The 15083-nt window shown below is 75.1% G+C and carries 12 protein-coding genes; 4 read left to right on the top strand and 8 right to left on the bottom strand.

Features of this window, described 5'->3' with window-relative positions; translation table 11 throughout:
• Positions 1–16: 16 nt before the first annotated feature.
• Positions 17–2581: a valine--tRNA ligase gene (gene valS, locus ACZ6O2_RS11625; RefSeq protein ID WP_466022792.1), complete on the bottom strand. Its 2565-nt coding sequence runs from the start codon at positions 2579–2581 to the stop codon at positions 17–19.
• Positions 2582–2637: 56 nt separating this feature from the next.
• Between valS and ACZ6O2_RS11620 the strand changes: the two genes are divergently transcribed.
• A complete protein-coding gene (locus ACZ6O2_RS11620) occupies positions 2638–3297 on the top strand; it encodes a nitroreductase family protein (protein WP_466022791.1) in 660 nt (219 codons plus the stop codon).
• Between the two features lie 63 nt (positions 3298–3360).
• Here ACZ6O2_RS11620 and ACZ6O2_RS11615 read toward each other — a convergent pair whose 3' ends face one another.
• From ACZ6O2_RS11615 to ACZ6O2_RS11595, 5 genes are all read right to left on the bottom strand, one after another.
• Positions 3361–4938 (bottom strand): trypsin-like serine protease, encoded by a 1578-nt coding sequence (locus ACZ6O2_RS11615; RefSeq protein WP_466022790.1) that lies wholly within the window; start codon positions 4936–4938, stop codon positions 3361–3363.
• Positions 4939–5074: 136 nt separating this feature from the next.
• Complete coding sequence (locus ACZ6O2_RS11610) at positions 5075–6943, bottom strand: ABC transporter ATP-binding protein (RefSeq protein ID WP_350703939.1); 1869 nt, start codon at positions 6941–6943, stop codon at positions 5075–5077.
• Positions 6940–8760 (bottom strand): ABC transporter ATP-binding protein, encoded by a 1821-nt coding sequence (locus ACZ6O2_RS11605; protein WP_466022789.1) that lies wholly within the window; start codon positions 8758–8760, stop codon positions 6940–6942. Before ACZ6O2_RS11605 ends, ACZ6O2_RS11610 begins: the two co-directional genes overlap by 4 nt.
• A 48-nt stretch (positions 8761–8808) precedes the next feature.
• A complete protein-coding gene (locus ACZ6O2_RS11600; RefSeq protein WP_350703935.1) occupies positions 8809–9309 on the bottom strand; it encodes a methylated-DNA--[protein]-cysteine S-methyltransferase in 501 nt (166 codons plus the stop codon).
• Entirely contained in the window at positions 9306–10766 is a 1461-nt protein-coding gene (locus ACZ6O2_RS11595) for an AlkA N-terminal domain-containing protein (RefSeq protein WP_350703933.1), read from the bottom strand. Before ACZ6O2_RS11595 ends, ACZ6O2_RS11600 begins: the two co-directional genes overlap by 4 nt.
• 142 nt (positions 10767–10908) lie before the next feature.
• Between ACZ6O2_RS11595 and ACZ6O2_RS11590 the strand changes: the two genes are divergently transcribed.
• Together ACZ6O2_RS11590 and ACZ6O2_RS11585 are read left to right on the top strand one after the other, a co-directional pair.
• A complete protein-coding gene (locus ACZ6O2_RS11590) occupies positions 10909–11391 on the top strand; it encodes a hypothetical protein (protein WP_350703931.1) in 483 nt (160 codons plus the stop codon).
• Positions 11392–11440: 49 nt separating this feature from the next.
• On the top strand, positions 11441–12175 hold the full coding sequence (locus ACZ6O2_RS11585) for a Type 1 glutamine amidotransferase-like domain-containing protein (RefSeq protein ID WP_466022788.1): 735 nt from the start codon (positions 11441–11443) through the stop codon (positions 12173–12175).
• A 3-nt stretch (positions 12176–12178) separates the two neighbouring features.
• Here ACZ6O2_RS11585 and ACZ6O2_RS11580 read toward each other — a convergent pair whose 3' ends face one another.
• Complete coding sequence (locus tag ACZ6O2_RS11580) at positions 12179–12739, bottom strand: exonuclease (RefSeq protein WP_466022787.1); 561 nt, start codon at positions 12737–12739, stop codon at positions 12179–12181.
• A gap of 133 nt (positions 12740–12872) precedes the next feature.
• On the opposite strand from ACZ6O2_RS11580, the gene ychF reads away from it, so the two are divergent.
• Positions 12873–13958: a redox-regulated ATPase YchF gene (ychF, locus tag ACZ6O2_RS11575; RefSeq protein ID WP_350703927.1), complete on the top strand. Its 1086-nt coding sequence runs from the start codon at positions 12873–12875 to the stop codon at positions 13956–13958.
• A 230-nt stretch (positions 13959–14188) separates the two neighbouring features.
• Here the strand turns inward: ychF and ACZ6O2_RS11570 are convergent, their stop codons facing one another.
• Positions 14189–15055, bottom strand: coding sequence for an SDR family oxidoreductase (locus ACZ6O2_RS11570; RefSeq protein ID WP_466022786.1), 867 nt, complete (start codon positions 15053–15055; stop codon positions 14189–14191).
• Between the last annotated feature and the right edge of the window lie 28 nt (positions 15056–15083).

The following is a 15083-nucleotide window of genomic DNA, read 5'->3' as shown; positions in this document are numbered from 1 at the left end:
CGCGGCGGGGCCGCGCTCAGAAGGCGCAGGCGATCACCAGCTCGGTGGTGCGGTCGGGGAGCAGGTCCAGTTTCGTGATCCGGCCGGCGGCGCGGAGGTCGTCGGCGACCGTGGTGAGCTGGTCCAGCAGGGCCGCCGGGCCGAGCGCCTCGGCCAGCGGCACCTCCGCCCGCATCGACAGTTTTCGCTCCGACTTGGCCCGGCGCACCTGGCTGAGCGCGTCCCCGGCCAGCCGCAGCAGCTCCGGCTCGCCGGTGCCCTCGATCGCCCGGCCCACCTCGTACGTGGTCGGCCAGGGCGCGCGGTGCACCGAGCCGTAGCGCCACCAGGACCAGACCTCCTCGGTCGCGTACGGCAGCACCGGGGCGAACAGCCGCAACTGCACCGAGAGCGCGGTGGCCAGCGCCGCCCGGGCCGAGTCCGCCCCCGGCCCGGAGCCGTAGGCGCGCTCCTTCACCAGCTCGATGTAGTCGTCGCAGAACCGCCAGAAGAACGACTCGGCCGCCTGCAACGCCGCCGTGTGGTCGTACGCCTCCAGCGCGGCGGTCGCGGCGGCGACCACGCCGGACAGTTCGGCGAGCATGGCGCGGTCCAGCGGCTCGGTCGCCGGGGCGCGCAACGCGTCGGCGGCGCCCAGCCCGAGGGCGAACCTCGACGCGTTGAGCAGCTTGGTGGCCAGCCGCCGGCCGACCTTGATCTGGGCCGGGTCGAAGGCGAGGTCCATGCCCGGCTTGCCGTTCGCCGCCCAGTACCGCACCGCGTCGGAGCCGTGCTGCTCCAGCAACGCCATCGGGGTGACCACGTTGCCCTTGGACTTGGACATCTTCTTGCGGTCCGGGTCCAGGATCCAGCCGGAGAGCACCGCGTCCCGCCAGGGCAGCACCCCGTGCTCCACGTGCGAGCGGACCACGGTGGAGAAGAGCCAGGTACGGATGATCTCCTGCCCCTGCGGGCGCAGGTCCATCGGGAAGACCCGCGCGAACAGGTCCGGGTCGGTCTCCCAGCCGCCCACGATCTGCGGGGTCAGCGACGAGGTGGCCCAGGTGTCGAGCACGTCCGGGTCGCCGACGAAGCCACCCGGCCGGCCACGCCGGGACTCCTCGAACCCGGGCGGGGCGTCGCTGGACGGGTCGACCGGCAGTGCGGACTCGTCCGGCGTGAGAGGGTGCGTGTAGTCCGGCTCGCCAGCGTCGTCGAGCCGGTACCACACCGGCACCGGCACGCCGAAGAAGCGCTGCCGGCTGACCAGCCAGTCACCGGTCAGGCCGCCCACCCAGTGCTCGTAGCGGTGCCGCATGTGCTCCGGCACCCAGCGCAGCTCCCCGCCCCGGGCCAGCAGTTCCTCGCGCAGGGCGACGTCCCGGCCGCCGTTGCGCAGATACCACTGCCGGGTCGAGACGATCTCCAGCGGCCGGTCGCCGCGCTCGTAGAACTTCACCGGGTGGGTGATCGGGCGCGGCTCGCCGACCAGGTCGCCGGCGTCGGCGAGCATCTGCACCAGCGTCCGCCGGGCACCGTTGACGGTCTGCCCGGCCAGCGCCGCGTAGGGCTGCGTCGGCACCCCGGCGGGCGCCTCCGGCAGCAGCCGGCCGTCCCGGCCGATCACCACCCGGGTGTCCAGCCGCAGCTCCCGCCACCAGGTCACGTCGGTCAGGTCGCCGAACGTGCAGACCATCGCGATGCCGGTGCCCTTGGCCGGGTCCGCCAGCGGGTGCGCCCGCACCGGCACCTCGACCCCGAACACCGGCGTACGCGCGGTGCCGCCGACCAGGTCCGCGTACCGCTCGTCGTCGGGGTGGCAGACCAGCGCCACGCAGGCCGGCAGCAGCTCCGGCCGGGTGGTGTCGATCAGCACCTCGCGCCCGGCCGGCCCGGCGAACCGCAGCCGGTGGTACGCCCCGGGCCGCTCCCGGTCCTCCAGCTCCGCCTGGGCGACGGCGGTGGCGAACCCGACGTCCCACAGCGTCGGGGCCTCCGCCTGGTACGCCTCGCCCCGGGCCAGGTTGCGCAGGAACGCCCGCTGCGAGGTCGCCCGGGCCACCCGCCCGATCGTCGTGTACGTCAACGTCCAGTCCACGGAGAGCCCGAGCCGCCGCCACAGCGCCTCGAAGACCTGCTCGTCGGCGACCGTCAGCCGCTCGCACAGCTCGATGAAGTTGCGCCGGGAGACCGGCGTCGGGTCCCGGCGGGCGGCGTCGTCGACGGGGGCGGCCGGCGGCATCCACGACGGGTCGTACGGCAGCGTCGGGTCGCAGCGCACGCCGTGGACGTTCTGCACCCGACGCTCGGTCGGCAGGCCGTTGTCGTCCCAGCCCATCGGGTAGAACACCGCCCGCCCGCGCATCCGCTGGAACCGGGCCACGATGTCGGTGTGCGTGTACGAGAAGACGTGGCCCATGTGCAGCTCGCCGGATACGGTCGGCGGCGGGGTGTCGATCGCGTATACGTCGGCCCGCTCCTTCGAGCGGTCGAACGCGTACGTGCCTTCCTCCTGCCAGCGGCGCGCCCAGGTCTCCTCGAGCCCGTCCAGGGTCGGACGCTCGGGGACGCCGGCGCGGGCCGTCCTCGCCGTATCGGTCATCCGTCGATCGTAGGCACCGGCCAACGGCCGGACCACGGGTTAACCGGCGTGCCACGATGGATGTCGTGCCGACACTCCCGCTGAGCCCCGACGAGCTGCTCACCACCACCCGCTCGGTCCGCAGGCGGCTGGACCTCACCCGACCCGTGCCGATGGAACTGGTCCGCGAGTGCCTGGAGATCGCCCTCCAGGCGCCGTCCGGGTCGAACCGGCAGGGCTGGCAGTGGATCGTGGTGACCGACCCGGCGAAGCGGGACCTGATCGGCCGGATCTACCAGCGCGCGGCGCACGGCTACCTCGCCTCGGAGCGCTCGGCCGCCCGGCTCTTCGCCGACGACCCGGAGCGGGCCGAGGTGCAGCGCCGGGTGGGGGAGAGCGTGGCCTGGCTCGCCGACCGGATGGGGCAGGTGCCGGTGCTGCTCGTCCCGTGCATCGAGGTGGACTCCGGCGAGCTGCCGGCCGGCAACCAGGCGGGGCTCTGGGGGTCGGTGCTGCCGGCCGCGTGGAGCTACATGCTCGCCGCCCGGACGCGCGGCCTCGGCACCGCCTGGACCACGCTGCACCTGGCGTACGAGGCGGAGGTCGCCGAGCTGCTCGGGCTGCCCGCGACCGTGCGCCAGGCCGCGTTGATCCCCACCGCGTTCCACACCGGGGAGGGCTTCCGGCCGGCACGGCGGCGGCCCCTGGACGAGGTCCTGCACGTCGACCGCTGGTGAGCCGTCGGCGCGACGGTCGAGCGGCCCGGTGCCGGCGACCCGGTCGACGGGCCGCCGGCCGGGTCAGCGGGGGGCCGGGCCGCTCAGCGGGCCCTTGGTGGCCAGCCGGATCCGCAGGCCCCCGTAGGTGCGGGCGTTCGCCCGGTCGAGGATCGTGGAGACCGGGGCGTACGAGTTGCGCTCGTTCGGGTTGGTGCACGCGCCCTGCCCCGGGTCGCCCTGCGACAGGATGCCCAGCGCCTTGCCGTCGGCCTCGGTGAAGAGCGGGCCGCCGCTGTCGCCCGGGCGGGCGCAGATGCGCACGTCGATGCCGCCGCTGGTCTTGCCGATGATCTCCCCGCAGCGGGTGCCGGGCACGTAGCCGGCCCCGGCGCCCGAGTCGACGTACTGCTCGCCGGCCTTCGGCGTGTACGCCGCCCCGGTGGCGCAGACCACCCAGCCGGGCTGGATGGCGCTCCACGGCACGTACCCGGTGATCGCCACGTCGCGGCTGCCCCGGGTGGCGCACCCGGTGCTGTCCGGCACGCACCAGTAGTTGACCAGGCTGGGCACCTGCGTCGCCCCCGCCGGGTACGCCCACCGCCCGATCGCGCCCGACTGGTACGGCATGATCGCGTAGTCGTACGGGTAGGCGTTCTCGGCCAGCCCCGACCTCGACGACTCGACCGTCATCGGCACCTTCGGGCCGAGGAACTTGTGCCAGGTGCGGTCCACCAGTTGGTGCCGCCCCCCGACGACGCAGTGCCCCGCCGTCAGCACGTACGGGTCGCGCAGCCCGACGAGCACGTTGAAGCCCGTCGTGCAGCCGCCCACGGTGCCGTCGTCGCGCGGCACGTCCAGCCGGATGCCGCCGCGCATCGGCGCCTGCGCGCAGTCGCGCGGGTCGCAGGCCTTCTGCACCGCGGTGTCGGCGACCCGGGCCTGCGCGCGGGCCGGCACCCCGGCGGCGCGCAGCGCGTCGGCCAGCCGGGGATCGTCGGCGGCGATCCGGTCGCCGGTCAACACGACGACCTCGTTGGCCCGCTCTTCCACCACCACGTCGGCGCCGGCCGTGGCGTCGAGCGCGGTGGCCAGCCGGGTCGCCGCCTCGGTGAGCTGCCGCAGCGGGTGGCGCACCGGCACCACCCGGACGTGCGCCGCGTCCGGCATGCCGGTCAGCGCCGCCCGGACCGGTTCGACGCCGGTGGCGGCGACGGTCAGCACGCCGCCGGCGGCCTGGTCCAGCCACATCCCGCCGTACGCGGCGGGGAACTCCGTGGCGAGCCGGGCGGCCAGCGGCGCGGACAGCTCCTGGAGGGCGAGCCGCCGGGCCGCCTCGCCGGCGTCGACCCGGTAGCGGTCGCGCAGGTAGGAGACCGAGGCGGGGCTGTCGGCGGCGACCTCGGCGGCCGGTCGGGCCCGGAGGGACGCCGCCGCGCCCGGCGTGGCCCCGCCTCCGGGGCGGTTGCCGAGTCCGCTGTCGGCGCGGGCCGGCGCGCCCGTCGGGGCGGCGTCGTCGCCCGGCGACGCCGGGGATTCCTGCGCGGCGGGCGTGGCCGGCGTCCGGCCGGCGTCGCCGAACGGAATCCCGGCGACCGCCGCCGCCCCCAGCGCGCAGGCGACGACCACCCCGGCCACCATCACCCGTCGTCCGAACCGCACTCGCAACCTCCCCCGTCGCCGCCGCCGGGACGACCACCTGGTGGACGCGCCGCTCGGCGCGGTGAGTCTAGTGGCACAGGTGATCTTCGTGGGACCCGCCGGCCGCGTGCGGCGGGGCGACGCCACGGACCGTGGCTCACACCAGCGAGTCGCGCCACTGCCGGTGCAGGGCGGCGTAACGGCCGCCGGCGGCGGCGAGCCGGCCGGGCGGGCCGTCCTCGACGATCCGGCCGCCGTCGAGCACCAGCACCCGGTCGGCCGTCTCCACCGTGGAGAGCCGGTGCGCGATCACCAGGGCGGTGCGGTCGCGCAGGACGGTGCCGAGGGCGCGCTGCACCAGCCGCTCGGTCGGCACGTCCAGCGAGGAGGTCGCCTCGTCCAGGACCAGCACCGCCGGGTCGGCCAGGAACGCCCGGGCGAACGCGACGAGCTGCCGCTGCCCGGCGGAGAGCCGGCCGCCGCGCCGGTGGACCTGCGTGGCGTACCCCTCGGGGAGGGCCGCGATGAAGTCGTGCGCGCCGATCGCCCGGGCGGCGGCCTCCACGGCGGCGTCGTCGGCGCCGGGACGGCCGAACCGGATGTTCTCCGCGACCGTCCCGCCGAAGAGGTGGGTCTCCTGGGTCACCAGCACCACCGCGCGGCGCAGCTCCGCGTCGGCGACCTCGCGCAGGTCGACGCCGTCCAGGCTGACCGTGCCGGCGAGCGGGTCGTGGAACCGGGCGAGCAGCTTGGCGACGGTCGACTTGCCGGCGCCGGTCGGCCCGATCAGCGCCACGGTCTGCCCGGCCGGGACGGCGAGGTCGAGCCCGGCGAGGATGGGCGCGTCCGGCCGGTAGCCGAAGGTGACCGCGCGGAAGGCGACCGCCCCGCGCCCCGGCCCGGCGGGCAGCGGCACGGGCCGGGCCGGCTCGGCCACCGAGGGCCGCTCGTCGAGCACCCCGGCCAGTTTCTCCAGGGCCGCCGTGGCCGACTGCAACGAGTTGTAGAACTGGCTCAGCTCCTGCATCGGCTCGAAGAACCGCCGCAGGTAGAGCAGGAACGCGGCCAGCACCCCGATCTCGGTCGCCCCGCCGAGCACCCGCCAACCGCCGTAGCAGAGCACCACCGCCACGGTCACGTTGCCGATCACCTTGATCCCCGGCGAGTACGTCGCCATCAGCCGGAACGCGTGCCGGCTCGCCACCCGGTAGTCGTCGTTGACCGCCGCGAAGATCCGCTGGTTGCGCGGCTCCCGACGGAACGCCTGCACCGCCCGGATGCCCCGCATCGACTCCACGAAGTGGACGATGACCAGCGCCACGGTCTCCCGGGTGCGCCGCCACGCGTCCGCCGACGCCCGCGCGAACCAGCGGGACAGCCAGAACAGGAACGGGAACGCGAGCAGGGTCACCGCGGCCAGCGGCGGGTCCAGCCAGAGCAGGATGCCGGCCACCGACAGGATCGACAGCACCGCCAGCACCAGGCCGTCGATGCCGCCGCCGACCAGTTCCCCGATCGAGTCCAGGTCGCTGGTGAGCCGGGAGACCATCCGGCCGGAGGTGTACCGCTCGTGGAACGCCACCGACAGGCGCAGGAAGTGGCCGTACACCCGCTGGCGGAGGTCGAGCAGGATGGCCTGGCCGATCCGCGCGGAGAGGGTGAGGAACCCCCGGCGGGCGGCGTACTCGACGACGGTGGCGGCGGCGAACGCGGCGGCGACGGCCAGCAGCGGGCCGGGCTCGCCGGCCCGCAGCGGCGCGATGGCCCGGTCGATGCCGAGCATGACGAGGTACGGCCCGGCCATCGCGGCGGCGTTCTGGCCGAGCAGCAGCGCGACGGCCAGCCCGAGCCGGCGCCGGTGCGGGCGCACCAGGTCGCGCAGCAGCACCCGGCTGCGGGCCCGGAGGCGGGCCACCGCCTCCGGCGTGGTGTCCTCGGCGTGGCTGCGGTCGGCGTCGGGGTCGGTGGCGACGCCGCGCCACCGGGCGAGGTCCGCCCCGCCCGGGTGGGCGGCCCCGCCGGTCACGACCGCACCAGGCCGCGACCGTCGGGCGGCGCCGGGGCCGGCTCGGCGGAGAGCACCGCGCGGTACGCCGGCACGTCGGCGAGCAGCTCGGAGTGCCGCCCGACGGCGGTGATCCGGCCCCCCTCCAGCAGCGCCACCCGGTCGGCGAGGGCGATCGTGGAGGGCCGGTGGACCACCAGCAGCGCGGTCGTGCTGCGCAGCACCCGCTTCAACGCGGCCTCCACCAGTGCCTCGGTGTGCACGTCGAGCGCGGAGAGCGGGTCGTCCAGCACGAGCAGCGCCGGCCGGCCGAGCACCGCCCGGGCCAGGGCCAGCCGCTGGCGTTGCCCGCCGGAGAGCGACAGCCCCTGCTCGCCCACCCGGGTGGCCAGCCCCCACGGCAGCTCGTACGCGAAGTCCGCCTGGGCGAGCGTGAGGGCGGCCCGGACCTCGTCCTCCCCGGCCTCCGGCCGGCCCAGGGTGAGGTTCTCCCACACCGACATGGAGAACAGCGTCGGCTCCTCGAAGGCCACCCCGACCAGCCGGCGCAGCGAGGACAGCCGCAGGTCGCGCAGGTCGTGCCCGTCCAGGGTGATCCGGCCACCGGTCACGTCGTGCAGCCGGGGCACCAGGGAGAGCAGTGTGCTCTTGCCGCAGCCGGTCGCCCCGACCAGCGCCACGGTCTCGCCCGGCTCGACGGTCAGGTCGACCTCCCGCAGCACCGGCGTCGTGGTGCCCGGGTAGCGGAACGAGACCCGCTCGAAGCGCAGCCCGCCGCGCACCTCGCCGCGGCGCAGGGCGACCGCGCCCGGGGCGTCCACGATGGCGGGTGGGCTGTCCAGCACCTCCAGCACCCGGTCGGCGGCGGTCGCCGCCTCCTGGCCGTTGGCGACGATCCAGCCCAGCGACTGCACCGGCCAGATCAGCATCAGCTGGAGGCTGACGAACGCGACCAGCTCACCGATGGTCAGCACGCCCCCGGCGGTGGCCGCCGCGCCGGCCACCAGCACCACGCCCAGGGTCAGGTTCGGCACCAGGTCGAGCAGGGCGGAGGTGCGGGCCAGCAGCCGGCCCTTGCCGACCCCGGTGTCGTGCAGCGCCCGGGCGTCGGCCGCGAACCGGGCGGCCAGTTCCCGCCCCCGCCCGTACGCCTTCATCGTGCGCAGCCCCTGCGCGGTCTCCTCGACCAGCGTGGCCACGTCGCCCTGCTGGTCCTGCATCCGGCGGGAGGCGGCGTGGTAGCGCCGGGCGAAGCGCCGGGTGATCAGGAACAGCGGCACCGCGCTCGCCGCCACCAGCAGCCCCAGCGCGGGGTGCAGCCGGATCAGCAGCGCCACCACGGCCAGGTAGGTCACCAGATTGAGGACCAGGAAGAACAGGCCGAAGGAGAGGAACCGGCGCAGCACCGACAGGTCGCTGGTGATCCGGGACAGGAGCTGGCCGGACTGCCACCGGTCGTGGAAGCTGGCCGGCAGCCGCTGCAGGTGGGCGTAGACGTCGGCGCGGATCGCCGCCTCGATCCGCATCGAGGACGACGACTGCACCCAGCGCCGGATGAAGATCAGCAGCGCCTCGACCAGGCCGAGCAGCAGCGCCAGCCCGGCCAGCCGGAACAGCCCGGCCGGGTCCTGCCGGGCGACCGGGCCGTCCACCACCCGCTGCGTCACCAGCGGTACGGCGATGCCCGCCCCGGTGGCGGCGAGCCCGGCCAGCAGCAGCCAGCCGAACTCGGCCGCGTGGGGGCGCAGGTAGTGGCGCAGCCGCCAGAGGTTGCGCAGCGGGTGCGGGCCGGCCTCGACCCCCCGGGGAGCCGGGTTGCCGTCGCCGTCCGCAGGCACTACCCGACGGTAGCGGCAAACGGGTGCGGCGCCGCTGTCAGCTTCCCGTCACGACCGCTCGTGCCCGAGAAGCCACTTCTTCACGTCCAGCCCCCAGCGGTAGCCGCCGAGCGTCCCGTCGGTGCGCAGCACCCGGTGGCAGGGGACGAACAGGGCGACCGCGTTGCGGGCGCAGGCCGCCGCGGCGGCCCGTACGGCCGCGGGGCGGCCGGCCAGCCCGGCGAACCCGGTGTAGGTCACCGGATCACCCGGCTTCACCTCGCGCAGCACCTGCCAGGCGTGCGCCATGAACACGCCGCCGGTGTGCTGCTCCACCGGCACGGTGTCGATCGCGGTCAGCTCCCCGTCCAGGTAGGCCGCGACGGCGGCGGTGACCGGGCCGAGGTCGGCCCGGCGTCGCAGCGGCGCCCGCAGCGTCGGGTGCACCAGGGGGAGCAGGTGCTCGGGTTCGCCGGTGAAGCCCGCCGCCCGGACCGCCCCGTCCGGGCCGGCCACGATGCTGAGCGGTCCGGCGGGGGTGTCGACGACGGTGCTGTCGTTCATGCTCATGCTGCTCTCCAGAGTCGGATCACCGCGTACGAGCGCCAGGGGCGCCAGCGGTCGGCGTACGCGTCGAGGGTCAACGGGGCGTCGGGCAGGCCGAGGGCGGCGGCGCCCCGGCGCACCGCGAGGTCGGTGGGGAGGAGGACGTCCGGGTCGCCGAGGGCGCGCATCGCGACGTAGCCGGCGGTCCAGGGGCCGATCCCGGGCAGCGCCAGCAGCCGCCGGACGGTCTCCTCCCGGTCCCCGCCGGGCGCCAGGTCCAGCGACCCGTCGGCGACGGCCCCGGCCAGGGCACGGATCGTCGCCCGCCGCCCCGCCGGCATCCCGAACACCTCGTCCGGCGCCCCGAGCACCTCCTCCGCGGTGGGGAAGCCGGCCAGCCACGGCCCGGGCCCCTCCCCGGTGTCGGAGGGGCCGGGGACGGGCGGACGGAGGTGGTCCAGCAGGCGGGTGAGGGTGGTGCGGGCCGAGCGGACGGAGACCTGCTGGCCGACGATCGCGCGCAGGGCCATCTCGAAGCCGTCGACCGAGCGGGGGAGACGGATGCCCGGCTCGGCGGCGACCGCCCCGGCCAGGGCCGGGTCGGCGGCGAGGGTGCCGTCGACGGCGACCGGGTCGGCGTCGAGGTCGAGCAGGCGGCGGCAGCGGGCCACCGCGGGAGCCAGGTCGCGCATGTCGGTCAGCCGCAGGGTGGCGGTCACGTGCCCGTCCGCCGGGGTCAGGGTCGCCTCGCCCGGGCCGTGCGGCAGCCGCAGGCCCCGGCGGTACGTCCCGTCGCGCACCTCCTCGACGCCGGGCAGCGCGCGCAGCGCGAGGAAGTCCAGCAGCGCCCCCGCGTGCAGCGGCGGGCGGTACGCGAGCCGCAGCGTGATGGTGCCCGCCCCGCCCGGCGCGGCGCACCGGCCGCGGGCGGTACGCAGCTCGGACGGGGCCGTCCCGTACACCTCGCGGACCGTGTCGTTGAACTGCCGGACGCTGCCGAACCCGGCGGCGAACGCGATCTCCGCCATGCCCAGGCCGGTGGTCTCGATCAGGGTGCGGGCGGTCTGCGCGCGCTGCGCCCGGGCCAGGGCGAGGGGGCCGGCGCCCATCTCCGCCCGCAGCATCCGGTGCAGGTGCCGCTCGGTGTAGCCGAGCCGGGCGGCCAGCCCCGGGATGCCGTCCCGGTCGACGACCCCGTCGGCGATGAGCCGCATCGCCCGGCCGACCACGTCCGCCCGGACGTCCCAGTGCGGGGAGCCGGGGGCGGCGTCCGGCCGGCACCGCCGGCAGGCGCGCAGCCCGGCGCCCTGGGCCGCCGCGGCGGAGGGGAAGAACCGGACGTTCTGCCGCTTCGGCGTCATCGCGGGGCAGGACGGCCGGCAGTAGATCCCGGTCGAGGTCACGCCGGTGTAGAACCAGCCGTCGAACCGCTGGTCGCGGCTGTCGACGGCCCGGTAGCACCGCTCGAAGTCCAATTCCACGTCACCGATGATGCCCCTGCTCGGCGCCCCCGGCTCGCGGAAATCGGACGCGGCCGTGCGGGTGGGAACGGGACGTCCGGCGCGGAAAGTGTCGGTTGTGGTCGGTACCGTCCGGGCCACCAACTCAAGAAGGGGTGCGGCAATGGCGAGCGTGGCGGGTCGGGAAGCGGCGTCGACACGGGACGGGCACCCCCCGCTGGACGACGCGGTGGTGCAGGGCTTCTACGACCGGATGCGCGCGGTCGCCCCGTCCGCCGTCGGCGCGATCGAGCGGGACCGGGCCGGTGACCCGGGTCGGGCGTTCGGCGACACCGCCTGCGGTCGGCTGGTGCGTTCGCTGGACGCCGACGGGCTCCGCGCGCTGGGCATGTGGGTGCACCACTGGTGCATGCGCTTCTACGACGACGACACCCGGGTGGCGCTGCGCCTGGTCCGGGAGATCGCCGGCCGCCCCGGGCTGGGCTGGACGGCCGACGAGGTGCGCTGGATGCTCCGCGAGTCGTACGCGGCGGGTCCCGCCGCCGAGGCCCGCTTCACGTTGCCGCTCGCCGCCGCCGGGGCACTGGCCCCGGGCGCCCTGCGGATCGAGCCGGTCGTCCCGCGCCAGCCCGGCCCCCGCGACTGACCGACGGCGCGGCAGGATGGGCGGCGCCGACACCGACGGAAGGACGACCGTGCCCGCCAGCGAACCGACCATCCTCGCCACCAGCATGGGCATCTACGCTCCCCGCCGCGAGGGCGGGGCCCGGCGGGTCAACCCCGTCTTCGACCTCGCCGCCGAGCTGGCCGGGGCCGGGCCCGAGCCGAGGCTCTGCTTCCTCAACCAGGCCGAGGGCGACCAGCCGACCACGCTGGCCCGGGTCTACGAGGCGTTCGCCGGCAGCCGGTTCCGGATGACGCACCTGGCGCTCTTCCCGATGCCGAACGTCGACGAAATCCGCGCCCACCTGCTCGCCCAAGACGTGATCTGGGTGGGTGGCGGCAGCGTCGCGAACCTCTGCGCGGTGTGGCGGGTGCACGGCCTCGGCGAGATCCTGCGGGAGTGCTGGGAGGCCGGCGTCGTGTTGGGCGGCGTCTCCGCCGGCTCGATCTGCTGGCACGCCGGCGGCGCCACCGACAGCTTCGGCACCACCCTGCGCGGCTTCACCGACGGGCTGGGCTGGCTGCCCTACGGCAACGGCGTGCACTACGACAGCGAGGAGCAGCGCCGGCCGCTGATGCACCGGCTGGTCGGCGACGGCACGCTGCCGACCGCGCACTGCACCGACGACGGCACCGGTCTGCTCTACCGGGGCGAGCGGCTGGTCGAGGCGGTCGCGGACCGTCCGGGCGTCTGCGCGTACGAGGTCAGCCGCGGCCCGGACGGCAGCGTGCGGGAGACCCCGATCGGGCCGCGCCTGCTCGGCTGACTCCTACCGCTCCCGGCCGCGGCGGCGCAGGGCCGCGTCGAAGACCTGCGCCAGCTCGGCGGCGTCCTCCCCGGCGTGGTGGGTGTGCGGCACGTCGGTCAGGCCCAGCTCGTGCTTGATCGTGCCCTTGCGGGTCCGCACCCACTCGCAGCCGGTCAGCCCCATCCAGTAGCTGCGCAGGTCGACACCGGAACCGGTGGCGCCGAACGGGCTGTGCCCGACGAACCGGGTGAAGTACCAGTGCACGAACATGCCGTCCCAGACGGCCGGGGCGGCGAGGAACACCGGGCGGCCGATCTTGCGCAGGCCGTTGACCCATCTCGCGGCGGCGCCCATCGCCTCCTCGGCCGGGGGCGCCTCCCGCAGCAGCCGGTCCCGGTCCAGGCCGGAGACGGCGAGCGCGGCCGGCACGAACTCGTCGGAGATCGGCTTCAGCTCGGTGTAGAAGGTCAGCTCGGGGTGGCCGGCGACGGCCATGCCGAGCGAGATCATGCTGTACGGCCCGGGGATCGGCCCGTCCGCCTCCACGTCGACCGCGACGTACAGCTCCGGCAGCCGGCTCATCCCGCCTCCTTGGGGTCGCTCGCGCGGAACCGTGGCACCGTAACAACGGTCGGGCGCTCTCCGGCGGCCGTTTTCCGCCGGGGTGGAACCTGCCTCTCCAAGGGCGGCGGCGAACGGCGTAAGCTGGCTCGTCGTGAGTCTCACCATCGGCATCGTCGGCCTGCCCAACGTCGGCAAGAGCACCCTGTTCAACGCGCTGACCAAGAACGACGTGCTCGCGGCGAACTACCCGTTCGCCACCATCGAGCCCAACGTCGGCGTTGTCGGGCTGCCGGACGAGCGGCTGCACAAGCTCGCCGAGATCTTCAGCTCGCAGAAGGTGCTGCCCGCCCCCGTGTCGTTCGTCGACATCGCCGGCCTGGTGCGCGGCGCCTCCAAGGGGCAGGGCCGGGGCAACGCGTTCCTGGCGAACATCCGCGACGCCTCGGCGATCTGCCAGGTGGTGCGGGCCTTCTCCGACCCGAACGTGGTGCACGTCGACGGCAAGGTCTCCCCGGCCGACGACATCGAGACGATCAACACCGAGCTGATCCTCGCCGACCTCCAGACCCTAGAGAAGGCGGTGCCGCGGCTGGAGAAGGAGGCCAAGCTCCGCAAGGACCGGGCCGCCGCGGTGACCGCCGCCAAGAAGGCCGTCGAGCTGCTCGACACCGGCGTCACCCTCTACGCGGGTGCCAAGGACGCGGGCATCGAGCTGGAGCACCTGCGCGAGCTGCACCTGCTCACCACGAAGCCCTTCCTGTACGTCTTCAACGTCGACGAGGCCGAGCTGGGCAACGCCGAGTTCCTCGACGAACTGCGCGCCCTGGTCGCCCCGGCCGAGGCCGTCTTCATGGACGCCAAGATCGAGTCCGAGCTGGTGGACCTGCCCGAGGAGGAGGCCCGCGAGCTGTTGGAGTCGATCGGTCAGCAGGAGCCGGGCCTGGACCAGCTCGTCCGGGTCGGCTTCCGCACGCTCGGGCTCCAGACGTACCTCACCGCCGGCCCCAAGGAGGCGCGGGCCTGGACCGTCCCGGTCGGCGCGACCGCGCCGGAGGCCGCGGGGGTCATCCACTCCGACTTCCAGCGCGGCTTCATCAAGGCCGAGGTGGTCTCCTACGCCGACCTGGTCGCCGCCGGATCGATGGCGGCGGCCAAGGCGGCGGGCAAGGTCCGCATCGAGGGCAAGGAGTACGTGATGCAGGACGGCGACGTCGTGGAGTTCCGCTTCAACGTCTGATCCGGCGCGTTTCCCCAGGTCAGGAAGGTGTGCCCGCGCTCTGGGGCACACCGGGGGCGCAGCCCCACGCGTCAAGGTCCGCTCCTCGCTGACGGCCGCCGGCGCACGTCCGGCGAGATCGCCGCTGCAGCCGGCGTCATCGAGGCGTACGGCGTGGTCCAGCTTCTCGTGCAGCTCGCCCAGGTCAGGCCCGCCTGACCTGGGCGCCTCAACCTCCTCGCGGCGACGGCTCAGGTCAGCGCGGCCCCCGGTGCCGGGACCGCCTTCTCGGCGGCGCGACTCACCTCTTCCCACCCCGCCCAGGTGTCCATGCGTCGCTTCGAGATGTCGAAGGCGAGGTCGTAGACCATGCTGCCGAGCAGCAGTCGCAGCGGCGGGTCGTCGCTGGCGACCAGCGTCATCAGGGCCTCGGCCGCCAGCCGTGGCTCGCTGTCGATGGACCCCTCGGCCCACCGCTTCGCCAGTTCCGCCCGCAGCGAGTCGTAGGCGGGGTGCGGGGTGGTCGCCCTGCTGCTGGTGTAGAGGTCCGTCCAGTAGCCGCCCGGCTGCACGATGGTGACCTTGACACCGAACGGGGCGGCCTCGGCGGCCAGCGCCTCGCTCATGCCCTCCAGTGCGAACTTGCTCGCGCTGTAGAGCCCTGTGCTGGGAAAACCGCCGAGCGCGCCGATGCTGGAGATCTGCACGATGTGCCCGGCGCCCTGGGTGCGCAGGTGCGGCAGGACGGCCTGGCTGACCCAGAGCGCGCCGAAGAAGTTGAGGTCCAGTTGCGCGCGGGCCTCGGCTTCGGTGAACTCCTCCACCATGCCGGCGAAGAGCGCCCCGGCGTTGTTCACCACGATGTCGAGCCGGCCGAAGTGCCGCACCGCCCGGGCGACGACGTCGACGACCGCCTCGCGGTCGGTGACGTCGAGGCGCAGTGCCAGCAGCCGGTCGGGGTGTCGGGCGGCGAGGTCGTCGAGCGGCGAGACGTCGCGGGCGGCACCGACGACGCGGTCACCGGCGGCGAGCGCGGCCTCGGTGAAGGCGCGGCCGAGGCCACGGCTGGCCCCGGTGATGAACCAGACCCGGGACGCGGCGGTGCCTGAGGTTTCCATGGGGGAGTCCTTCCCGTCGAACGAGACG

This window comes from Micromonospora sp. NPDC048040, from assembly GCF_055587185.1.
The sequence above is the reverse complement of the archived record's forward strand: the minus strand, read 5'-3'. Positions and strand labels throughout refer to the sequence as shown.